The 22,907-nt window shown below is 44.8% G+C and carries 24 protein-coding genes and 1 pseudogene; 10 read left to right on the top strand and 15 right to left on the bottom strand.

Annotated features, from left to right (window positions below):
• Positions 1 to 37 precede the first annotated feature (37 nt).
• Together DK423_RS05100 and DK423_RS05095 are read right to left on the bottom strand one after the other, a co-directional pair.
• Complete coding sequence (locus DK423_RS05100) at positions 38 to 466, bottom strand: hypothetical protein (protein ID WP_005555300.1); 429 nt, start codon at positions 464 to 466, stop codon at positions 38 to 40.
• A gap of 61 nt (positions 467 to 527) precedes the next feature.
• Entirely contained in the window at positions 528 to 2,534 is a 2,007-nt protein-coding gene (locus DK423_RS05095) for an OPT family oligopeptide transporter (RefSeq protein ID WP_005555303.1), read from the bottom strand.
• Between the two features lie 367 nt (positions 2,535 to 2,901).
• Here DK423_RS05095 and DK423_RS05090 point away from each other — a divergent pair, with 367 nt between their 5' ends.
• The gene (locus DK423_RS05090; protein WP_005555305.1) at positions 2,902 to 3,528 is read left to right on the top strand and encodes a YkgB family protein; all 627 of its coding nucleotides are present in this window, start codon (positions 2,902 to 2,904) and stop codon (positions 3,526 to 3,528) included.
• Positions 3,529 to 3,598: 70 nt separating this feature from the next.
• Positions 3,599 to 4,480 (top strand): cupin domain-containing protein, encoded by an 882-nt coding sequence (locus DK423_RS11655; RefSeq protein ID WP_061886907.1) that lies wholly within the window; start codon positions 3,599 to 3,601, stop codon positions 4,478 to 4,480.
• A 4-nt stretch (positions 4,481 to 4,484) separates the two neighbouring features.
• On the opposite strand, the gene nudE is transcribed toward DK423_RS11655, so the two are convergent.
• Complete coding sequence (nudE, locus tag DK423_RS05080) at positions 4,485 to 5,033, bottom strand: ADP compounds hydrolase NudE (protein WP_005555308.1); 549 nt, start codon at positions 5,031 to 5,033, stop codon at positions 4,485 to 4,487.
• An 80-nt stretch (positions 5,034 to 5,113) separates the two neighbouring features.
• On the opposite strand from nudE, the gene yrfG reads away from it, so the two are divergent.
• From yrfG to hemB, 7 genes are all read left to right on the top strand, one after another.
• Positions 5,114 to 5,773 carry a GMP/IMP nucleotidase gene (yrfG, locus tag DK423_RS05075; protein WP_005555310.1) on the top strand — a complete coding sequence of 220 codons (660 nt, stop codon included), beginning with the start codon at positions 5,114 to 5,116 and terminating at the stop codon, positions 5,771 to 5,773.
• Positions 5,774 to 5,785: 12 nt separating this feature from the next.
• Entirely contained in the window at positions 5,786 to 6,202 is a 417-nt protein-coding gene (gene hslR, locus DK423_RS05070) for a ribosome-associated heat shock protein Hsp15 (protein WP_005555311.1), read from the top strand.
• A 68-nt stretch (positions 6,203 to 6,270) separates the two neighbouring features.
• Positions 6,271 to 7,143: an Hsp33 family molecular chaperone HslO gene (hslO, locus tag DK423_RS05065; protein ID WP_005555313.1), complete on the top strand. Its 873-nt coding sequence runs from the start codon at positions 6,271 to 6,273 to the stop codon at positions 7,141 to 7,143.
• 410 nt (positions 7,144 to 7,553) lie between these two features.
• Positions 7,554 to 7,784, top strand: coding sequence for a Sec-independent protein translocase subunit TatA (tatA, locus tag DK423_RS05055; protein WP_005555317.1), 231 nt, complete (start codon positions 7,554 to 7,556; stop codon positions 7,782 to 7,784).
• Positions 7,785 to 7,787: 3 nt separating this feature from the next.
• Complete coding sequence (tatB, locus tag DK423_RS05050) at positions 7,788 to 8,450, top strand: Sec-independent protein translocase protein TatB (protein ID WP_005555319.1); 663 nt, start codon at positions 7,788 to 7,790, stop codon at positions 8,448 to 8,450.
• A 37-nt stretch (positions 8,451 to 8,487) separates the two neighbouring features.
• Positions 8,488 to 9,249, top strand: coding sequence for a twin-arginine translocase subunit TatC (tatC, locus tag DK423_RS05045; protein ID WP_005555321.1), 762 nt, complete (start codon positions 8,488 to 8,490; stop codon positions 9,247 to 9,249).
• Positions 9,250 to 9,270: 21 nt separating this feature from the next.
• Positions 9,271 to 10,293: a porphobilinogen synthase gene (hemB, locus tag DK423_RS05040; protein ID WP_109043895.1), complete on the top strand. Its 1,023-nt coding sequence runs from the start codon at positions 9,271 to 9,273 to the stop codon at positions 10,291 to 10,293.
• A gap of 141 nt (positions 10,294 to 10,434) precedes the next feature.
• Here the strand turns inward: hemB and glyS are convergent, their stop codons facing one another.
• From glyS to DK423_RS04990, 12 genes and pseudogenes are all read right to left on the bottom strand, one after another.
• Positions 10,435 to 12,534, bottom strand: a complete 2,100-nt coding sequence (gene glyS, locus DK423_RS05035) for a glycine--tRNA ligase subunit beta (protein ID WP_005555326.1) — start codon at positions 12,532 to 12,534, stop codon at positions 10,435 to 10,437.
• Between the two features lie 22 nt (positions 12,535 to 12,556).
• Complete coding sequence (locus DK423_RS11305) at positions 12,557 to 13,300, bottom strand: hypothetical protein (protein ID WP_233428319.1); 744 nt, start codon at positions 13,298 to 13,300, stop codon at positions 12,557 to 12,559.
• 6 nt (positions 13,301 to 13,306) lie between these two features.
• Entirely contained in the window at positions 13,307 to 14,425 is a 1,119-nt protein-coding gene (locus DK423_RS11300) for an ATP-binding protein (RefSeq protein ID WP_005555330.1), read from the bottom strand.
• Between the two features lie 48 nt (positions 14,426 to 14,473).
• Entirely contained in the window at positions 14,474 to 14,707 is a 234-nt protein-coding gene (locus DK423_RS11685) for a PDDEXK nuclease domain-containing protein (protein WP_005555332.1), read from the bottom strand.
• Positions 14,673 to 15,503, bottom strand: coding sequence for a PDDEXK nuclease domain-containing protein (locus DK423_RS05025; protein ID WP_267895857.1), 831 nt, complete (start codon positions 15,501 to 15,503; stop codon positions 14,673 to 14,675). Before DK423_RS05025 ends, DK423_RS11685 begins: the two co-directional genes overlap by 35 nt.
• Positions 15,504 to 15,542: 39 nt before the next feature.
• Complete coding sequence (locus DK423_RS05020) at positions 15,543 to 15,803, bottom strand: hypothetical protein (protein ID WP_005555337.1); 261 nt, start codon at positions 15,801 to 15,803, stop codon at positions 15,543 to 15,545.
• Between the two features lie 49 nt (positions 15,804 to 15,852).
• Positions 15,853 to 16,758 (bottom strand): glycine--tRNA ligase subunit alpha, encoded by a 906-nt coding sequence (glyQ, locus tag DK423_RS05015; protein WP_162541090.1) that lies wholly within the window; start codon positions 16,756 to 16,758, stop codon positions 15,853 to 15,855.
• Between the two features lie 154 nt (positions 16,759 to 16,912).
• Positions 16,913 to 17,110 (bottom strand): annotated as a pseudogene (locus tag DK423_RS05010) (ferredoxin family protein); the annotation flags it as partial.
• A gap of 14 nt (positions 17,111 to 17,124) precedes the next feature.
• A complete protein-coding gene (gene dmsD / locus DK423_RS05005) occupies positions 17,125 to 17,739 on the bottom strand; it encodes a Tat proofreading chaperone DmsD (protein ID WP_032996474.1) in 615 nt (204 codons plus the stop codon).
• A 48-nt stretch (positions 17,740 to 17,787) separates the two neighbouring features.
• A complete protein-coding gene (locus DK423_RS05000) occupies positions 17,788 to 18,627 on the bottom strand; it encodes a DmsC/YnfH family molybdoenzyme membrane anchor subunit (RefSeq protein WP_005555345.1) in 840 nt (279 codons plus the stop codon).
• 1 nt (position 18,628) lies between these two features.
• On the bottom strand, positions 18,629 to 19,246 hold the full coding sequence (locus DK423_RS04995; protein ID WP_005555347.1) for a DMSO/selenate family reductase complex B subunit: 618 nt from the start codon (positions 19,244 to 19,246) through the stop codon (positions 18,629 to 18,631).
• A gap of 10 nt (positions 19,247 to 19,256) precedes the next feature.
• Complete coding sequence (locus DK423_RS04990) at positions 19,257 to 21,677, bottom strand: DMSO/selenate family reductase complex A subunit (protein ID WP_109043893.1); 2,421 nt, start codon at positions 21,675 to 21,677, stop codon at positions 19,257 to 19,259.
• Between the two features lie 649 nt (positions 21,678 to 22,326).
• Here DK423_RS04990 and DK423_RS11295 point away from each other — a divergent pair.
• Positions 22,327 to 22,563: a recombinase family protein gene (locus DK423_RS11295; RefSeq protein WP_050542426.1), complete on the top strand. Its 237-nt coding sequence runs from the start codon at positions 22,327 to 22,329 to the stop codon at positions 22,561 to 22,563.
• Positions 22,564 to 22,907 lie beyond the last annotated feature (344 nt).

Below are 22,907 nucleotides of genomic sequence, written 5' to 3'. Positions count from 1 at the left end.
AGTTTTCCCTCCTATGTTCGCAATCTTAGTTCGCCGTTTATCTGGTTTGCGGTAACAACAAAGGCAAGACAAGAACCGAATACAACGCCATACCGAAACTCAGTAAAAACGCCATATCAATGCCGCCGCTACGCAGCCAAATACCAAACGTCATGTTTGGCTGAGAGAGCGTCATGTAGATAAAGCTTGCTACGTTGCCATAACAAAAAGCGATAATCAGCGAAATTAACACAATCGCTACCATATTATAGCGCGTATAGCGATAAATTTTTGTCCACAATGCAATCAGAAAAGCGGGCACGGTTGCCACGATAAAAGTCGATAACAGACTAAAAAGGACTAAGTCGGTAGTGCTGAGCAAACCGTCAGTATTGCCATCCACACAAATGCTGACGATGGTGCCGATAAGTTGAGCAAGCAGAGGAAATATAACCAATGTTTTAATATAAGGATAATTAGATGACATAGGGTTCCCGAGTAAAAAAATAGGCTACCGGAGGTAGCCCATTGTAGAGGAATTTTTCGGCTTATGCAGATTTTTTTGCACGCAATACGCGAGAGGTGAAAATCACGATGCCGACAACAAAGACGATTAAACCCAGCACTTCGGCGATGGTGTCCCAATTTTCCAGATTCAACGCCAATGGCGCTTCAGAACCGCCGGAGGTCACAGATGCCGCAATAATGAAGGCTAGCACCACGCCCATCAAGCTTTCTCCCACGATTAAACCGGCAGAGAACAAGGTGCCGAAACGTTCCGCCCGCTTTCCCGGCTCCTTATCGCCGGTACGTGCCGCATAGCGATTAATGTGACGGTTAATTAACCACGCCAACACCGCGCCGCATACCACCGGCATATTAATAGAAGGCGGTAAGTAAATACCAATCCCCACAGCAAGCACCGGCAACGCGAAGGTTTTGTTACTCACTTTTTTCAAGAAACTGTCGATAATAATCAACACGGCACCTAAGCCCACGCCGGTTAAGATGTAAGTCCATTCCAATTTGTTAGAGAAAATCCCTTGTGAAATGGTGGTCATCAGGGTGGCTTGCGGTGCAGATAAGGCTTGTGACGGATCCATATCCGGACGCGGTAAGGCACCGGTAAAGCCATAAGCGTGGTACAGAATTTCCAATACCGGTGCAATCACTAACGCACCCACGAAACAACCGATAATCAATGCCACCTGTTGACGCCAAGGAGTGGCTTCCACCAACAAACCGGTTTTCAAATCCTGCAGGTTGTCGTTGGAAATGGTTGCTGTGGTGAGCACGATGGAAGCAGTGAACAGGGTCAGTGCGGTCAAAAATTTCTGTCCATCAGCAGTTTCAAATAAACCGGACGCATTACCAATAGAAACCAACACCAAAGAAATCACGATGACGGAAATAATCCCGATACCGGAAATCGGGCTGGAAGAAGCCCCTACAAGCCCCGCCATGTAACCGGACGCCGCCGCTATGAAAAAACCGATAAAAACTGCAAGGAATGTACAAACCACCACCAATAAGAGTGTTAATTCAGGTGAAATTGGTGCGGCAGCGATAAAGTGATGTAAAGAAATTACAATCAAGATAACAGTCGCGATCAAAATATAAATCATGGTTTTCGGCGATAGGTCAATATCAATACGATGTTCGTATTCTGCCTGATGTCCCTTCAACATCCGGAAAGAATGCGCCATACCTTGTACCATCGGTTTTAGTAGAATCAATAAGGTCCAGATAGCCGCAATACCGATCGTCCCTACGCCGATAAAACGCACTTTGGTTTTCCATGCATCCATCGCGTAGCCCGCAATAGTGGCATCAGTCGGTATATCACCGGACATAGTAAAGAACGGTACGGCAAAACCCCAAGCGAATAGCGTACCCAGTAAGATCGCAATCCCGCCCACGATACCGATTAAGTAACCTGCGCCCAACAAGGCTAAAGAAAATCCCATTGGTACCTGAAAGACTGCTTTGCCACCAAATCCGGTGAACCAACCGCTGGCGCTATCTGCCATTACGCGCAGACCATTGGTTAAAAACGCCACTATACTTGCCAGCACGCCACCGTAAACAATGTCTTTCACACCGCTGTCACCATCATTGTGATTACCGGCTTTTAAAATTTCTGCCGCTGCCACACCCTCAGGATAGGGCAAATCACTGTTCACTACCATGGCACGACGTAACGGAATGGTAAATAATACCCCCAAAGTACCACCCGCCGCACAAATCAACATGGTTTGCCAGAACGGAAAATCCTGCCAATAGCCCATCATTAACAAACCCGGCAATACGAAAATCACGGAAGAAAGTGTCCCCGCAGAAGAGGCTTGGGTTTGCACCATATTATTTTCTAAAATACTGGAATCCTTGTAGAATTTCAGTACTGCCATGGAAATCACGGCTGCCGGAATAGAGGAAGCAAAAGTTACCCCCACTTTTAAACCTAAATAAACATTAGATGCAGTGAACAGCACTGTAATCAACGCCCCAAGCAATATCCCCCGAAAGGTCAGTTCTTTTAAATTTGTCGATTGCATAACATACCCATTCATTAATTTTTATTAAAAGCGAAGATACCTTGGCAAAAAATCATAAAACAATCAAGATTCATTCAGTTTATTTTGCTTAAATTGAATTTTGTTTAAATTTATATCTGATTTTTTAACATATTTTTAATTGTTAGTCCTTCATTCGTGTCTACTCGGTAGCAAAATAAATAGCTGCAGGACATCGTTATAATCTTAAATTCATCTGTTTTAGTATCAATAGTAAGGAATCTTGGAGCATATCAATTTATTTATCTTAAATATCCGATATAGTTCGCCAAACCTAATTCTACTTAGGTAAATAACCGCTAAAGGTTTCGTATTATCCACTTAATTATGAATTTCCGTGAGGCTAAGAATGAACGCATTCATTGAATTACTTGCTAAAATTGTTGCGCCGATGCAGCGCCAATTTATTAATTTTGTACGCATTGCTATTTGTATCGTGATGGTCTGGATTGGTGGCTTAAAAGTCTGTCAATATGAAGCCGACGGCATTGCACATTTTGTATCTAATAGTCCGTTTTTAAGTTTCTTGTACAAAAACGGATCGAATTTAGTACAAAATGACAAAGGTGAACTGGTGAAAGAATATACCCTTTATAAAAATCCGGAGGGTAAAATGGTGATAAAAAATATTGAATGGCATAAAGCGAACGGCACTTACACCGCCTCTTATATTATCGGTGCAATGATTGTAACCATCGGCTTATTAACCTTAGCCGGCATCTGGTCACCGACATCGGGGCTGTTTGGCGGTTTGCTCACGTTCGGCATGTCCATCGTCACCTTGTCGTTCCTTATTTTCACACCGGAAACCTGGGTGCCTAATTTGGGCGGTGATTTACCAACGCCGAATTATGGTTTCCCTTATTTATCTGCGGCAGGGCGGCTGGTTATTAAAGATATCATCATGATGGCAGGCGGATTGGTTGCCGCCGCCGAATGCGCGAATCGATGGCTAAAGGCGAAAAAATCCGTCTAATTAAAAAACCGATATGAAGCTTACCACGCTGTGATAGGCTTCTTCGTTTAATCAGGGCAAACATTGAAATATGGACTATTTAGATCAGCTGATTCGATTATCGGGAATTGAAGGAGAAATCAATATCCTCTGCCGTTTCCAGGGAGACTGGCTGGTTCATCACAAGCAGGAACCCAATTTAATCGGCAAATTTCACATTGTGTCACGCGGCGAATGTCAAATTCGGCTGAAAAATCAAACCTGCCATCTCAAGCCGGGCGATGTGATCTTCCTGCCTTATGGTGAGGAACACAGCCTTTATTACGGCGCGGGAACAGAAAGCCCGATTACCGAAACTACGCAGGGCGCATTTACATTGCATCGTAACAGCACAAGCGAATCCGGTGATTTTGAAATGTTCTGCGGTTATTTCCGTTATCTCAATCTTGCCCAAAATTTACTTTTTAATTTGCCGCACTGGTATCTTTCCAGCAATAACGCCGCTATCATCGCATTGCTGGAGCTCCTTCGCAAAGAAACAGAAGAAAATCTGGGCAGCAAAGTAATTGTCAACGCGCTATGCAATATTCTCTTTACTTACCTGATCAGAGATTATCTGCAACATCATCAAGTCAACCAAGGCATTCTCGGCGCATTACAAGATAAACGCTTAAAAAATGCGGTAAATGCCATGGTGGAAGCGCCTAAAAAAAGCTGGAGCATGGAAGCCTTAGCAGAAAGCTGTGCTATGTCGCGTGCCAACTTCATTCGCACATTCAAACAAAAAACCGGGATTCCGCCCGGTAAATTCCTGACCATCATAAGAATGAACATTGCCGGCGTATTACTGAAAAACACTCAAAAACCCATTTCCGTCATTGCTTCGGAAGTGGGCTATCAATCGGATCCCCACTTTACGAAAGTCTTTAAATCCTATTACGGTATTTCCCCGGGGAAATATCGTGCAATATGAGACCTTATTTTTGTTGTAAATAATCCCTCACCAAATAAAGTGCGGTCAGATTTTTCGCTTCATTGAATTCCGGGTCGGCTAACAACTCGTTGATTTTTGCCAAAGGAACACGTACCAGCACCAGCGGTTCCGGCTCGTCGCCGTCCAGTTTGCTCGGATAAAAATCCTGCGCCAGTAATATGTGCATGGGATTATTCATAAATCCTACGGACATATTAATGGTGCGTAAATGCACCCAGGATTTTGCGCCCAAGCCGATTTCTTCCTGCAATTCCCGATTGGCGCTCTGTTCCGGCGTTTCCCCCGCGTCCATTCTGCCTTTCACAAACCCCAGTTCATAACGCTCCGTGCCCACCGCATATTCACGCACCAGCAATAAATCCTCGCCGTCGATAGCCACCACCATCACCGCCGCATACTTCCCGGGACGAAAACGCTCATAAGTGCGGTGTTCCCCGTTGGCGAATTTCAAATCCACCGATTGAATTTCAAAAATTGTTGATTTTGCTACGGTTTTTATATTTAGAATTTGTGGTTTTTGTAACGTTGTCATCGCCTTTCCTTGTTTTACAAACAGCTGAAATAGCGATACCATACCCCACTATTTTCACAAAGAAAAGGGACCGCAACGGAATGAATCAACAAAAATTTAACTGGCAGGCAATTGACACCGTGATTCTGGATTTGGACGGCACACTGATTGATCTTTATTTCGATCACCGCTTCTGGAAAAACATCGTTCCGCAGGCGTATGCCGATAAATTCAAGGTCTCCGTGGAACAAAGCCGCGAGCTGATTCATCGCCGTTATCAACAGGTGGAATTCAGTATGCAATGGTATTGCATTGATTTTTGGGCAGAAAATCTCGATTTGCCGTTGCGCGAATTGTTACAACAACAGCGCGAGTACATCAAAGTGCGGTCGGATGTTTACCCGTTTTTACAAGCCGCCCGCGAGCGACGCAAAAAGCTGATTTTACTCACCGACAGCCACCCGTTCAGTTTGCAGGAAAAGTTAAAACACTGCGATTTAGCACCGCACTTTGATCTGCTTTTATCCAGCCATCAGTTTAACGCGCCGAAAGTGGAACAATCCCTGTGGCATCGCCTGCAACAATTTACCCCGTTTGATCCGAGCAGAACCTTGTTTATTGACGACACGGAACCGGTGTTGGACAGCGCCAAACAGTTCGGTATCGCTTATACCATCGGCGTGGAAAATCCCGACAGTACCTTGGAGGATAAATCCTTCGCACGGCATTTCTCCATCAAAAACTACCGCACTTTACTGTAACGGAGCGGCAACATGGCAAAACATCAGCAGACAGCCGATGAAAAAGAGGCGGTTCGCTTAGACAAATGGCTGTGGGCGGCGCGTTTTTATAAAACCCGCACCCTCGCTAAAGAGATGATCGACGGTGGCAAAGTGCATTACAACGGTCAACGCAGCAAACCGAATAAAATCGTGGAAGTGGGCGCAACCTTAAAATTACGTCAAGGCAGCGAAGAAAAAGAAATCACCGTGCTGGTGCTATCCGCCCAACGACGTGGCGCAGCGGAAGCGCAACTGCGCTATCGCGAAACGGAACAAAGCGTTGCCAATCGGGAAAAACTCGCCATGGCGCGCAAAATGAATGCCCTTTCCATGCCCCACCCCGATCGCCGTCCCGATAAAAAAGAGCGCCGTGATCTGCTTAAATTCAAACACCGCAACCAAGAATAAGCACGCTCTTGTAATCGGCGCAAACGCCCTCACATTTGGCGAACATGATTCATTTAGGAACAACAAAGATGACAAATTATACTCAAGACAATGACCAACTTTATCGCTATCTATTCAAAGATCGCGCGGTGCGCGGCGAATGGGTGCGTTTAAATCAAACCTTCAACGACACTTTAAACACCCATCATTATCCCCAAGCAGTACGCAACTTATTGGGCGAAATGATGGTTGCTACCGCGCTGCTTACCGCCACCTTAAAATTTAACGGCGACATCACTGTGCAAATTCAAGGTGACGGTCCGTTAAAATTGGCGCTCGTAAACGGCAATGATCAACAACAAATCCGCGCCCTTGCCCGCTTGCAAGGCGATATTGACAACAGCATGAGCCTACATCAAATGATTGGCAAAGGCGTATTAGTGATCACTATCGCACCGAAGGAAGGCGAACGTTATCAAGGCATAGTGCCGATGGACAAACCGACCATCAGCGAATGTTTGGAAGACTATTTCATGCGCTCCGAACAGCTACAAACCCAACTTATCATTCGCACCGGCGAATATGACGGCAAACCGGTCAGCGCCGGCGTGTTGTTGCAAATCGTACCGGACGGTTCCGGTTCACCAGAGGATTTCGAGCATTTGGCAACCTTAACGGCGACTATTAAAGAGGAAGAAATTTTCGGCTTAAACGCAGAAGAATTGCTATACCGTTTGTATCACGAAGAAAGCGTCGAACTCTTCCCGCCACAAGCGGTAAGTTTCCACTGTGGTTGCTCGCAAGAACGCTCCGGCGCCGCGCTGTTATTGATTTCCGAAGAAGAAATCGAACAAATTCTGGCAGAACACCAAGGCACCATCGATATGCAATGCGAATGCTGCGGCACCCATTATTTGTTCAATAAAGAGGCGATTGAGAAGTTGAAACGGGTGGCCTCTTAAGATTAACACCGAATTATAATCTCGGTTAAGCAAAATGAGGTCAATTTTTATGCAACATCGTTGCTGTAGGCAAAAAAACTGCCTTATTGGTGTGAGCATTTAGCTGCCGGAAAACGTCATGGATATGTTACAACAACAGCGCGTCATCGGTGTCGTGGTGTTTATTTCCACCCTGTGGCAATTTCAGCACTTGCCGGGCTGGGTAAGTGCGGTGTTTTTTCACTTGGTTTTGTGATTTGGCTGCTCGGGTTATTGTTACGTTAACCCTTGCCCACCATGGCATAAGGGCGACATGAACTAAATCAAGAAATGCAAAAATAATCAACCCTAGCTATTGTTCAAACCGTGCAAAACGGGTATAGTCAGGCACGTTTTTACTTATTAATTTCAGACAGAATAACGAGGTTTTTATGGGCGGCATTAGCATTTGGCAATTAGCGATTTTGGTCTTAATTATCGTGTTGCTGTTCGGTACGAAAAAATTGCGTACCTTGGGCACGGACTTAGGTGAGTCCGTGAAAGGCTTCAAAAAAGCCATGAACGAAGAAAGCAAACCGGAAGATGCGACGTTCAATAAAGTAGAACAAAAACAAAACGCACAACCGGAACAAGAAAAAAACAAAGAGAAAGAACAGGCTTAATCCGTGTTTGATATTGGCTTTTCCGAAATCGTATTAGTGTGCATTGTGGGCTTAGTAGTACTAGGCCCACAACGTTTACCGGTGGCGATTCGCACTGTGATGACTTGGGTGCGTACTATTCGCGGCTTGGCGGCGAACGTGCAAAACGAGCTGAAACAGGAACTCAAATTGCAGGAATTGCAAGAAAGTATCAAAAAAGCGGAAAGCCTGAACCTGAAAGCCTTGTCACCGGAATTGAGCAAAACCGTGGAAGAGCTGAAAGCCTCCGCCGATAAATTGCGTGCCGAGTTGGAACAAAAAGCCAGCGACACCAACACCACGTTTCAGGATCAGGTCGATCAACTGAAACAGGCGCAGGCAGAGAAAAGTGTGGTGGAAAACGGCGATGAAAATGACAACGTGCATCCCGGTGCAAATCAGCACAACCCAATGATAAATTACGACATTCTCGATGTGGAAGATTATGCCGAGCCACAAACGGAAACCTTAACCGCCACAAAAACAGCGGAAATAACAACCGCACTTTCCCCGGCGGAGCTGGCGGAACAGGAAGAAATCGAACTGGACGAAAAACTCGCCCATTACATCAATCAATACGATCCGGACAACCCGTTGCCTGCCAACACGGAATCGGCACATTCGGACAAATCCTCAGAGAAAAGTTAACCGTACCTTGCGGGACAGCCTCACATCAGGATAACTTATGACCAGCGTTGACGATACTCAACCCCTCATCACTCACTTGGTAGAACTACGCACTCGCCTATTACACAGCATTATTTTCGTTGTCGTGGTATTTGTGGCGTTAGTTTACTTTTCCAATGAAATTTATAACTTTGTAGCGGCACCGCTGACGGCGAACCTGCCGAACGGTTCCAGCATGATTGCCACCAACATCGCCACGCCGTTTTTCACTCCGATTAAACTCACCGGCGTGGTTGCCGTTTTTATTTCCGTGCCCTATTTGCTTTATCAAATCTGGGCGTTCGTGGCGCCGGCATTATATCAACATGAAAAACGCCTGATTTATCCGTTGCTTTTTTCCAGCACCCTGTTGTTCTATTTTGGCGTAGCGTTTGCTTATTATGTGGTGTTCCCGCTGGTGTTCGGTTTTCTGACCAAAACCGCGCCGGAAGGCGTTGCCATCGCCACGGACATCAGCAGTTATCTGGATTTTGTGCTCACCTTGTTCCTCGCTTTTGGTGTTTGTTTTGAAGTGCCGGTGGCGATTATTTTGCTGTGCTGGACGGGGGTGACCACACCGGAAGATTTAAGATCTAAACGTCCGTATATTATCGTAGCCGCTTTCTTTATCGGCATGCTTCTGACTCCGCCGGACGTATTTTCACAAACCTTACTCGCTGCCCCGATGTGCTTGTTATTTGAAATGGGTGTGCTATGCGCCCGTTTCTACCGTCCGCGCGAAGATGACGATAATCAAAACGAAAACGACAGCGCAAATTAATAATCAGATTGAGGAGAGAATATGACGCAACAAATTTTCACCGGTTTCCCTACCCGCCGTTTACGCCGTATGCGTAAGCAGGACTTTAGCCGCCGCTTAATGGCGGAACACAAACTGACTGTTGATGATCTGATTTATCCCGTATTTATTATTGAAGGCGAAAATCACCGCGAAGCCGTGCCTTCCATGCCGAATGTAGAACGTTTAACCCTCGATCAGCTGTTAATTGAAGCGGGGTTATTGGTGAAATACGGCGTGCCGGTCATAGCCCTGTTTCCGGTGGTGGAACAAAGCAAAAAATCCCTCATGGCGGAAGAAGCCTATAATCCGAACGGCTTGGTACAACGCGCGGTAAAAGCCTTAAAAGCCGCCTATCCCGAACTTGGCGTGTTAACCGATGTGGCGCTTGACCCCTACACCGTGCACGGGCAAGACGGTATTATCGACGAGGACGGCTATGTGCTGAACGACATCACCACCGAGGTGTTAATCAAACAAGCCCTTTCCCACGCTGAAGCCGGTGCCGATGTGGTGGCGCCAAGCGACATGATGGACGGTCGCATCGGCAGAATCCGCCATGCACTGGAAGAAAACAGTTTTATTAACACCCTCATCATGGCATATTCCGCCAAATATACCTCCAACTATTACGGCCCATTCCGCGACGCGGTGGGTTCTTCCGGCAATTTAAAAGGCGGTGATAAAAAAACCTACCAATTAGATCCCGCCAACAGCAACGAAGGCCTGCAGGAAGTGGCATTAGACCTGGAAGAAGGCGCCGATATGGTAATGGTCAAACCGGGCATGCCGTATTTGGACTTGGTCTATCGCGTAAAACAACAATTCGGCGTGCCGACTTTCGCCTATCAGGTCTCCGGCGAATACGCCATGCACATGGCTGCCATTCAAAACGGCTGGCTGAAAGAAAAAGAATGTATTATGGAATCGCTGCTCTGCTTCAAACGCGCCGGCGCCGACGGCATTCTGACCTACTTCGCTAAAAAAGTGGCGGAATGGTTGTATTTGGAAGGGAAAAATAAGTAGTTCTGAAGCGAAAAGACAAAAAAGTGCAGTCAAAATTTGCGGCGTTTTTTAAGTCGGTAAAGTCGAAATCACAGTTGGTGAGCTTGTCGAACCATAAGTGATTCCGGCTAAGAACGACGCAAGATTCATGCTTCAACAAGGTCAAGCCAACCCGTCTTGCATCGCCGCACTTTTGGCTTTATTGCACGAAATATCTGCCACCTGTAAGAATAAACCTTGTAGCGTATTCAAAATCGCCAAACGGTTTTGGCGTAACGTAGGATCCTCTGCATTCACCATCACATTGTCGAAGAAGTTATCCACAGGCGTGCGTAAGTTGGCGAGTTTATCCAACACTGCTGTGTATTCGCCTTGTGCGATTAACGGCTGCACTTCGGTTTGTAATGCAAGCACGGCTTCCGCTAAGGCTTTTTCTGCCGGCTCAACGCAAGCGGTCAAATTAATTTCGCCGATGGCAATATCCGCTTTGGCAAGAATGTTCGCCACGCGTTTATTCGCCGTGGCTAAGGCTTCTGCCGAATCTAAAGTGCGGAAATGCGACACCGCACGCACGCGGGCATCAAAGTCTGCCGGGCGGGTTGGGCGGCGGGCAAGTACGGCTTGGATTACGTCCACCGCAATGCCTTCGTCTTGATACCACGCACGGAAACGACCGAGCATAAAGTCCACCACATCGGCAACCACGTTTTTGTTAATGAGTTTATCGCCGAAAAGTGCGGCTGATTTTTGCACTAAATCTTCCAGATCAAGCGGTAGGTTTTTCTCAACGATAATGCGTAATGCACCGAGTGCCGCACGACGTAGAGCAAATGGGTCGGCACTGCCTTTCGGCGCTTGTCCGATACCGAAGATCCCTGTTAAAGTGTCGAATTTATCCGCTAAAGCTACGCTACTCGCCACCAAGGATTTCGGCAATTCATCGCCTGCGAAACGCGGCATATATTGTTCGTTCAACGCCACTGCCACTTCTTCATCTTCGCCGTCATGCCAGGCATAGTGCATACCCATCACGCCTTGGGTGTCGGTAAATTCAAACACCATATTGGTCATCAAGTCGCATTTTGACAGCAAGCCGGCACGTTTCGCTTTCGCTTCGTCGGCGCCGATTTGTTTGGCGATTTCGCCTGCAAGCTGTTCAATGCGGTCGGTTTTGTCACGCAATGTGCCAAGCTGTTGTTGGAACAACACGGTTTCTAAGTGCGGCAAGCGATCCACCAATTTTTGTTTTAAGTCGGTTTTGAAGAAGAATTCCGCGTCCGTTAAACGTGGGCGAACCACTTTTTCGTTGCCTTCGATAATCGCACTTGGATCATCAGGATTGATGTTCGACACGAAGATAAAGTGCGGTAAAAGTTTTCCTTCTTTGCCATAAATTGGGAAATATTTTTGGTCGCCTTTCATGGTGTAAACCAAGGCTTCCGCAGGCACGGCAAGGAAGCGTTCTTCAAATTTCGCCGCCAATACATTCGGGTATTCCACCAATGAAGTCACTTCTTCCAACAGGCTTTCTTCAATATCCGCCACGCCGCCAAGTGCGGTCGCTTTTGCTTGCGATTTTGCCAAAATTTCCGCTTTGCGTTCGTTGAAATCGGCAATGACCGAGCCTTTTTCACGCAACAGTTGTGGGTATTGATCGGCGTGCTGAATTTCAAATTCACGCTCTCCTAAGAAGCGATGACCGCGAATGGTGCGACCACTTGCCACGCCTAAAATTTCGCCTTCGATTAACTCATCGCCAAGCAACATGGTTACCGTATGAACAGGGCGAATGAATTGCACGGTTTTGTCCGCCCAACGCATTGGTTTTGGAATGGGCAATTTTGCCAAAGCGCTCGCCACGATGTTGCCAAGCAAGTTTTTGGTCGGCTGACCTTCAATTTTTGCACGGTGAACCAGCCATTCGCCTTTGTCGATGGCAAGACGTTCCGCTTGCTCCACGGAAATCCCACAACCACGCGCCCAGCCTTCTGCCGCTTTGGTTGGTTTACCTTCCGCATCAAACGCCGCCGACACCGCAGGCCCGCGTTTTTCAATTTCTTTGCTCGGTTGTTGGGTGGCAAGTGCCAACACTTTCACCGCCAAACGACGCGGCGCCGCAAACCATTCGATTTTGTCGAACGCCAACCCCGCTTGGTTCAATTCAGCTTGCACGTTATCCGCAAAGGCGGTGGCTAATGTTTTCAGAGCTTTTGGCGGCAGCTCTTCCGTGCCGATTTCTACTAGGAAGTTTTGGGTTGTCATTGGTTTTCTCGTTAAAATTTTCTTACTCATTATTAAAATCATTCTTTAATATTCGAATAAAAGTTTCATTTCGTGAACTTGCATCTGATACTAACGCATTAAAATCTAAATATGAAACTTCTAAACCTAATTCATTATAGGGTCTATACCAGATTTCTCCTTGAATAGAAAACCTAGGTTTATAATCTTGGTTACGTAGTGTTCTTCTAAACTTATCGTCAATGTTTACTAAAGCATATAGCCACATTCTTCCTACCGTTATATCTTCACTCAATAAATCTTTTATTTCACTGGCATACTCAACTAATTCTGAAGATGCTTTAAGTTTCTCATGCTTACCTACATTAAGTCTTTTAAATTCAAAAATAACAATATCAATTTCTTTATCTTTTTTTTGCTCATCTTGTGGTTTTGAAAAAAGTAATAGAAAATCTGGTCTTTCTTGAGAACCTGACTCTTCCTCAAAGAAATCTTTATTTAACTTAGAGATCTTATTTAATGTTATGTCACTAAAAGAACTATAAAATGACATGAATCTATTATCTAAAATCCAAGCATTATTCTTAAAAATATTAAAGTTAGTCTTACTGCTCTCATTTTTTCTAGGGCAAATTACATCATGTATAGTTTCTTCAATATCTTTCAAACTAATTTTCTGCAGTTTATCAATTTGTTTCTGCCTAAAGAGAATATATTCAGCTAAATTTCTTGACGATAACTCTAAGGCTTTTTGATAATCTTCATTTGTGAGATTTTCTTTCTCCAATATGGATTATTGATCATCAAAAAATTTATCCCTAGCCTGAAACAATATATCTTTTTTAGAGCTAAATCCAATATCATCTTCAGAAATATAACCTATTAAGTGAGGATATTTATCTTTTAGATATTTCTTTTCTTTCTCTTGGAGATTGTGAAAATCAGGTACTTTTTCTCTAAAAATATCTTGTATTTTACTCTTGAATATCTTTTTTATTTCCTTTAAGTCATTCTTATCAACTGTTAATTCCTGTCTTGTTGGATTAACTTGACCATCAAAACATTTTGAGTATAGGAAAAAGATAGCATCGAATCCATCTATATAATTCTCTTTATCTATAATAGGCACCTTAATTGCTCTATTATCAATAGCAAACGAAGTCACAATAGATGTTTTTTTTGAAGTCTTTTCAACATAATAATATAGGGATAATGGCTCTCTAAACAAATCATAACTAACCTTTTCTGATAGTCTAGGGCTTATATTTTTTAAATAATCACTTTCTATCTCTAAGCATTCAAATTCTGGAATACCATCAATAGATATAACTTCATTAGAAAAATTATTGTCTATATTAGTATTTATACTAATTTTAATATTTTTCCCAGCCTCCTTCATCTTATGAAATGCCGGCAAGAACTCAGATAAAATATTCTCTTTAATTCTTGTTGAATTTATACTTTCTTTACTACCTAATCTGTCTTTAGAGAATCCACTAAATGAAACACATGTTCCAGTCTCTTCTGAAAAAATATTCTCTTTTTGGTATATAGAATCATCAAAATTATAATTAAAATTAAAGACGATTTTTTCTATCTGTTGCCCTTTTCTATAGATACTTTCAAAATTAATATTATCAAAATAATGTAGATAAACTAATCTTCCTTGACCTTTATGAGAGGTATCTTGTGCATCCATTAAATTAGAAAACCTTTGATACCTAACTTCATCAATACCAACGCCATTATCAATAATCTTAAAAGAACTAAATTCGCTATTATTATAATTAATATCAATGGTAATCTCTGTTGCATCTGCATCAAGAGCATTTGCAATTGCTTCAATATAAATCATTTCAAACGAATGATTAGGAAATAATCTTGAAACAGCCGTTCTCAAATTAATTTTCATAACATATTCCTTAATCCCAGATATTTTCTAAACCTTAACTTATTATTTTTACTTTACTAAAAACCTTTCTCTTGCCCTTTCCACCGCTAAATGCAACCGTTCTTCCAACACTGCTTTACTTGGCAACACCGTCATATATTCGGCAATATGAATAGCGGAACTTTTTAAATCCAATAATTCCACTTGCTCTTGTTTTTTCGAGGTACAGAGAATAATCCCAAGCGGTGTATTTTCGTCGTCTTCCTGCTCATATTTCGCGAGCCATGCAAGGTAAAGTTCCATCTGGCTTTTTATGCGAATGTTTGAAGGCTTCGGTTTTTAATTCAATCGCAATCAGGCGTTTGAGTTTACGGTTATAGAACAACAAATTAATATAAAAATCATCGTTATCAATTTGAATCCGTTTTTGGCGGGCAATAAACGTGAAACCGGCGCCCAGCTCTAATAAAAACTGCTCAATTTCGCGTAAAATCGCATCTTCTAAATCTTTTTCTAAGTAACGATCGTTGAGGTCTAGAAAATCCAAAATATAAGGATCTTTTAGCACCATAGATTGATTGTATTCACCTTTTTCACGCAGTAAGGCCATCTCTTGAATGATGGTTTCGTCCGGCTTTTTAGAAATTGCGGTGCGTTCAAATAAAAGCGAACCAATGCGATCATCAAGCGTTCTCGTACTCCAACGTTCTTGTGCTGCCATAGTGGCGTAGAAGTCGCGTTTAATCGGATCATCAATATAAATAATGCTTTTAAAATGCGTCCAACTTAATTGTCTCCGCAGTGCAGAGACAATCTCAATATCAGCAAAAGTCTCTGCAAACTTCATGCAATGGTTAAGCTGAGCTTTACTCCAGCCCTTACCGAATTGAGACGTTAGGTTTTTAGCTAAATTTGCTACAACTTGTTGCCCATATTCCGCCCGTTCCCCCTGCAAAATATGTTGATTAATACGGTTACCAATATGCCAATACAACATGGTCAACTCGGCATTCACCGCCACAGCCATACGCTGTTTAGTATTGCGAACCAGCTCGATGATTTCTGTTGTAAAGGTATTTTCTGTGGTCATCAGCGACATAATCGTCCTTTAAAGTGCGGCCAGTTTTCCGGGTGTTTTTTAAGCGAAAATGTCGCGCAGTTCGCTTTCTGTCAAAATGACTCGCCCGTTTTCCAATAACAGCGCCGGAAAGCCCGCATTGCCCTTGGCTTTAACGGCATCAAACGCGGCGTTGTTATCACGCAAACGTAGCCACTGTTTTAAATTCGGGATGGAAGACATCACTTCCACTTCGTCGTATTCCACGCCCAAGCGTTTCAGTTCCGCCACAAAAGGCGCGGTGTCGGGGCATTTTTCGGCATAATAAAGAATCGGTTTCATCATGAACTCCATGAAAAAGTGCGGTTGATTTTCACCGCACTTTTGCCAACTACTTCTTACACCCCGGGAAACCCAAGGCTTCGCGGCTGGCGTAATAGGCTTCCGCCACGCCTTTAGTAAGCGCACGAATGCGTAAAATATAACGTTGACGTTCGGTTACGGAAATGGCTTTACGCGCGTCCAATAAGTTGAAACTGTGCGCCGCTTTCAAAATGCGTTCGTACGCCGGCAACGGCAGCGGTTTTTCCAATGCCAACAGGTTTTGCGCTTCTTTTTCGTATTGATCGAAACAATAGAACAGGAAATCGGTGTCGGCATATTCAAAGTTGTAGGTGGATTGTTCCACTTCGTTTTGATGGAACACGTCGCCGTAAGTGGTTTTGCCAAGCGGACCGTCGGACCACACCAAATCATACACGCTGTCCACGCCCTGAATGTACATCGCCAAGCGTTCTAAACCGTAAGTAATTTCGCCGGTCACCGGTTTACATTCCAAGCCGCCCACCTGTTGGAAATAGGTGAATTGGGTCACTTCCATGCCGTTCAGCCACACCTCCCAACCCAAGCCCCACGCGCCCAGCGTCGGGTTTTCCCAGTTATCTTCCACGAAACGAATATCGTTTTGGGTCGGGTCGAAACCGAGCATTTTTAAGGAATCCAAATACAGTTCCTGAATGTTGTCCGGTGAAGGTTTGATCACCACTTGGAATTGATAATAATGCTGCAAACGGTTCGGGTTTTCGCCATAACGACCGTCTGTCGGGCGGCGCGACGGCTGCACATAGGCAAACGCCATCGGTTCAGGCCCCAACGCGCGAAGTGCCGTCATCGGGTGTGAAGTGCCCGCGCCCACTTCCATATCAAACGGCTGCACCACCGTACAACCTTGGTTCGCCCAGTATTCCTGTAAGGCAAGAATCATGCCTTGAAAAGTTTTTACATTAAATGTTGTCATAATCAGTTCTACGAATTGAAGGGTGGAAAATGCGTGCCATTATACTGAAAACACAAGGCGGGATAAAGGAAAGACGGCAAAAAGTGCGGTGGAAAACACTTGGATTTTTAACCGCACTTTATGTGCGCACCGGTCCAATCGCGGAGAGAAAACGGGCGATTTTGCACTCGTCACAGCCGTTAAATACGGTCAAAAACAAATCCTCCCGTGCAGCAAACGGCGGACGATTTGCCGTACGTTGATTTTCTATGGACGGGGATTCCGCCGCACCGAAAATGCCACGGAATAAGCCCCGTCGGGAAATGGCGTGGTGGCTTAAATATGCCTGATAGTAGGTTTCATTTTTTTGCATAGAGATGCTTTCCGTTAACGGTAAAAACGAACGGTTGGTACGTCTAAATTTAGGGCTTGTTGCCATTGTTTTAGCGTAGCTAACGTCAATAACGCCAAGCCTCGATAAAACGGGAAATCTTCCAGCGTAGCAAGCAGTTGTAAACAATGCGGCGCCCAAGTAAGGAGATGGCGACTGAGAAACTCCATCATTAAGTGCGGTTGATTTTCCGCCAAATATGCCGCCAGCATTAACATCAAGCCCAGATGATCTTCCGGCTCATCCTGGTGGGATTGAAAGGCAATCTGATGACGTTGCAGGAAGGCGCGTAGCTCCAACAACGAACTGCCGAAAATCACCGATTCCGGATCCAAATAGACGGAACCCCAAGGCGGCGCAGGCAGCGCATTCGGACCGATAAACAACGCCTGATATTGTTCGGTAAGCGGTTGTTGCAAACCTTCGGCAAAAAGTGCGGTGGTTTTTTCCAGCGTTTTTTCATCCACAAAAGGCGCCCATTCCTGTTGCCAATTTTCCTGTTCAAAAAAACGCAACACAGGGGCAACCCGCGCGTCATCGGGCGCATAATAAAACGCGGCGCCCAATAACCGCCCTGCGGTGGAAATCCATTGCATTAATCCGTTCTCCATAAAAACTCCTGATAAAATGACCGCACTTTTTTTAGTTATTGACGACAATTAACCACCTACCGCCATGCCAAGGGTCATGTGCGCACCATAAAACAAATTGCGTCCTAACATTTCGGCAAACAGCGTCAAAATGACAGCCAATGCGAGTACGCCGATGTTTTTACTGCGGAAAATAAAGCGCGCAGCGAGGGCTAAGCAGCAAAAACGCAGTGCGCTGAAGGGGGCATAATCCGGCACGAGGGCGGCGGCATTTTGTATGGCGCTGTGAATCTGCGGTAAGGCGAAACCTTGGTAAACGGCGACAATGGCGGCGAATAACACCGCAAGGGAAAATAACCAAGGCAAGGCGCTAAGTTGATAAGTCCGTTGTGGGTTTGCCATCAGCAACGCATAACTTAACGCGATGCCGCCCAATGCTACCGTGCCGTAGAACAGGCAGGAGGTTATCGGCGTGTTCCAGGTCGGCACACTTGGAATGTGATAAACCTGATCCATTATCACCATAAAAGCCAAACCGATAAGGGAGGTTATCACCAACCATAGTTTGTCGAGTACAAGGGGCATTTTACGCATGATGACAAGCAACCAATACATACCCGCCATAGCAAAGAACAACGCCCCCGACGCGATTTCGTTACTCATCATAGATTCGCCCACACGGTTCAGCGAATTAAAAGCGCGGATCGGCGTGCCTAAGTGCAACACGGAGGCGATAAAGCCAATACCGAGTAACGCAAGGATCACAAACATGACTTTGTGCACATAACGACGACTTTGTGCATTTGAATTGGTGCAAAGCACGAAGCTAAAAACAAGCCAGGAACCGACCGCACTTTGTGCCAACACGGTGAACACCACCAAAGGTAATTCATGTATCACGATGCTCATTTTACACCTCTCCCGGGTTACCTAAGAACCCGTTGGTATCGCCGCTTGGGCGGGCATTTTTGTTTGGTCTCACGACTAAATTCGGATGGGTTACTTCTGCCGGTGGCAAGGGTGCAATAGAGACCTGTTCGCCATATTTGGCGCGCAATTCCTCAATGGGCGCAAAATCAAGGGCGCGCAATGGGCAGGCATCGACGCAAATTGGTTTTTGCCCTGCTTTAATACGCGAATAGCAACCGTCGCATTTGGTCATATGACCTTTTTCCGCGTCGAATTGCGGCGCGTCATACGGGCACGCCATGTGGCAATAGCGACAGCCGATGCAGGTTTCTTCATTCACAATCACAAAACCGTCGGCATTTTTGTGCATGGCGCCTGTCGGACAAACCTTGGTACAAGCCGGATCGGCGCAATGATTGCAGGAAATGGACATGTAATAAGCAAACACGTCTTGGTTCCAACAACCGTCCGGCTGTTGGCTCCAGTTGCCGCCGGTGTATTCATAAATGCGGCGGAAATTCACCTCCGTGCCTAAATCTTTGTAATCTTTACAGGCTAATTCGCAAGTCTTACAGCCGGTACAGCGATCCGAATCAAAATAAAAACCATATTGTTCCATTATTCACTCCCTACAAGCGTTCCACTTGAACCAAATTCGAATGTTGCGGATTGCCTTTCGCCAGTGGTGACGGGCGTTGGGTGGTCAGCACATTAATACAGCCGGAATGGTCGATGCGATCTTTATCCGGCGCATACCACGCGCCTTCGCTTAATGCGACCACGCCCGGAATAATACGCGGGGTCACCTTAACGTTAATGCGCACTTCACCACGATCATTAAAAATACGAATCAGATCGCCGTTTTGAATACCACGCGGTTGCGCATCAATCGGGTTCATCCACACTTCCTGCGGATTGGCGGCTTTTAACACATCCACATTACCGTAAGTGGAGTGCGTGCGGGCTTTGTAATGGAAACCGCTGAGTTGTAGCGGGTATTTTTTCATCAACGGATCGCCGTAATGCTCGAAACTTTGCGCGTGAACCGGCAGCGGGTGAATCACTTCATCTTCTGCCAGTTTCCAGGTTTTGGCGATTTCCGCTAAACGGGAGGAATAAATTTCAATTTTGCCGGACGGTGTTTTCAACGGGTGAGCTTCCGGGTCGTCACGAAACTCTTTGTACGCCACTTTGAAACCGTTCGGATCCACTTTTTTGAAAATGCCTTGTTGTCTGAATTCCTCAAAGGTTGGTAATTCCGGCAGTTTTTCGCGGGATTGTGCATAAATATAGCGTAGCCATTCTTCCTGCGTGCGACCTTCGGTGAATGTGTCTTTTACCCCCATTTTGTCCGCCAAATCGCTTAACATATCGTAAATCGTGCGACATTCAAAAGACGGTTTAACCACTTGGTCGGCAAAAATCACATACGCCATATTGGAAACGAAAGCGTCCAGTGCAAAATCCATTTGTTCCGAAGTGGTGCAATCCGGCAACAAAATATCGCTGTATTTCGCAGTGGAAGTCATGTGGTTATCAATGGTGATGATCATTTCGCATTGGCTGTCGTCCTGCAAAATGTCATGGGTGCGGTTAATTTGCGCGTGCTGATTGATAAGGCAGTTACTGGAATAATTCCAAATTACCTTAATCGGCGCGGACAGTTTGTCTACGCCGCGAATACCGTCGGTAAGTGCGGTCATTTCCGGTCCCCGAATAATGGCATCAGTCCACATGAACATCGGAATACTGGCCTTTACCGGATTTTTTAACGTCGGCATTCGCACAAACGGAATGCTGTACGCACTTTCCCGCGCGCCAGTGTTGCCGCCATGAATACCGACGTTACCGGTTAAAATCGGCAGCATGGCAATGGCGCGGGAAATGAGTTCACCGTTACTGCGTCGTTGCGGTCCCCAGCCTTGGGAAATAAATGCCGGTTTGGTGCTACCGATTTCACGGGCTAATTTAATAATACGATCCACCGGAATTCCGGTGATTTTCGATGCCCACTCCGGCGTTTTGGCTATACCATCATCGCCCTGCCCTAAAATATAGGCTTTGTAATGCCCATTTTGCGGGGCGCCCTCCGGTAAAGTTGTTTCATCGTAGCCGACACAATATTTATCAAGGAAGGGCTGATCCACCAAATCTTCGGTAATCATCACATACGCCAGCGCAGAAACCAATGCCGCATCGGTGCCGGGACGAATCGGAATCCATTCGTCTTCGCGCCCTACGCCGGTATCGGTATAGCGTGGGTCAATTAAAATCATTTTGGCGTTGGAGCGTTGTTTTGCCTGTTCGATACAGTAGGTCAAACCACCGCCGCTCATGCGTGTCTCGGCGGGATTGTTACCAAACAGTACGATAAGTTTGGTGTTTTCGATGTCCGCCATCCCGTTGCCGAGCGCCCATCCGCCGCCATAGGTATAATCTAATCCCACCGCAATTTGTGCGGTGCTGTAATCGCCGTAGTGGTTTAAATACCCGCCGATACAGTTCATAAAACGCGCCACCATAGTAGAAGCTGGTGGCCAGGATTTGGTCATTGTGCCGCCCAGAGTACCGGTGCCGTAGTTCAGGTAAATGGACTCATTGCCGTATTTTGCAATATTGCGTTTTAAGGCATTGGCAATTTCCGTTAAAGCTTCGTCCCAACTAATACGTTTGAATTTACCTTCACCACGCTTTCCCACACGTTTCATCGGATATTTCAAACGATCGGGATTATAAACACGACGACGCATAGAACGCCCACGCAAACAGGCGCGCACCTGGTGATCCACATTGTAAGTTTCCGTATCTGTATTGTCGGTTTCCACATAGGTAATGCGATTATCCCTAACGTGCATACGTAACGGACAACGACTTCCGCAGTTGACGGTGCAGGCGCTCCACACCACTTTTTCTGCGCTTTCTTGTTCTTTTTTTAATGTGTCCGTCGCCATCACATTAAATGGCAGGACAATATCCGCCGCTATAATGGCAGCACCTGCCAGTGATGACTTAATAAAATCTCGCCGACTAAGTTGGTTAAAATTATTCATAACTACCCCCCTCATACACATTTTTAGTAATATCAAGGAGTGATCATTTAACCATTTATAGTGAGTCAAAGAATTTGAAATCGATCACAAAAGATAACCGAGCATCCCAAAAACTGACAAAAACATGATCAAAATCAATAGTTAAAATAAACTACAATGCCTCTTACTTTTCCCTCAAAATGTAAAAGGAATTGATCGTTTTCGGTTTCGTGAAGTTTAATATCTAAAATAGTAATTACTTGTTGGGAGATATTTGAAATTTTTTCGTTGTTCACAATTAAATCCCCTATGGGCTTTGGTTGAAAATTTGCTTTTCACTGTTTAGTTAAGCCATCATATCAACCTTAAATGCATGTATTGTCGCTTTTTTATATGTCTTTTACAGACTATTTTAAATTATTTTTGATTAACTGTTTGTTTCTTGAGCACTTTAAAAGGGTGAATTATTAAGGCTATAAGCCTTAATGCAGCGAAGCGGTAAACCTGCGGCTCTTGCTTGTTGTTGATAAACGTACTGAGCGTGCCGACCTTTCTAGCAGATAACATGCCAATTTTCCCTCTTGCTGAAATCTTGCGATATATCCTCTTAAAGAATGCCAAAGAAGCCCACAGCAAGTAGCAATGCAAAAATTCGGTCATATAAAAATTTTTGGGTAAAGCCGAAAAAAACGAAGAGCAGCTCAATGAGCTGCTTAATTATATTCGAAAGGACGATACACTTGTCGTTACAAAATTCGATAGGCTAGGGAGTAGCCTAAGCCAATGCTTAAAAATGGCAGATTTTTTATTAGAAAATAAAATCGGTTTCATTACATTAAATCAAGCTATAGGCACTACAAAACGCAAGGATCCTATGGCTATGGGCTATTTACCGAGTCGGAGCTAAATTTTATCGTAGAAAGAACACAAGGGGGAGGGGGGAACTTGCTAAAATTGAATCTGGAGATTCAGCAGCGATAGAGGGGAAACCTAAAAAACTCTCTCAAAAAAGACGAGGAATATAAATATATTGACGAATAAATACAACATATCAAGAGCCACAATAAGCAGATATAAAAAAACGAGCAAAATAACTACCGCTTTCCTGCGGTTCTTGCTGAATTCTCAAAGAGTAAAAACAGACTACACTCTTTTTTTTACTCTTTAGACTATTTATTTATAGGGAAAAACCTTTAGATTTTTGAGCTTGTTGTTCCTGAGATTTAGGTTTAATTTTAGAACCTACGGCGT

The organism is Aggregatibacter actinomycetemcomitans, from assembly GCF_003130205.1.
In the GTDB taxonomy this organism is placed as follows: Bacteria; Pseudomonadota; Gammaproteobacteria; order Enterobacterales; family Pasteurellaceae; genus Aggregatibacter; species Aggregatibacter actinomycetemcomitans_A.
Note: the sequence above shows the minus strand (reverse complement) of the source record. Positions and strands in the feature narration are given on the sequence as shown.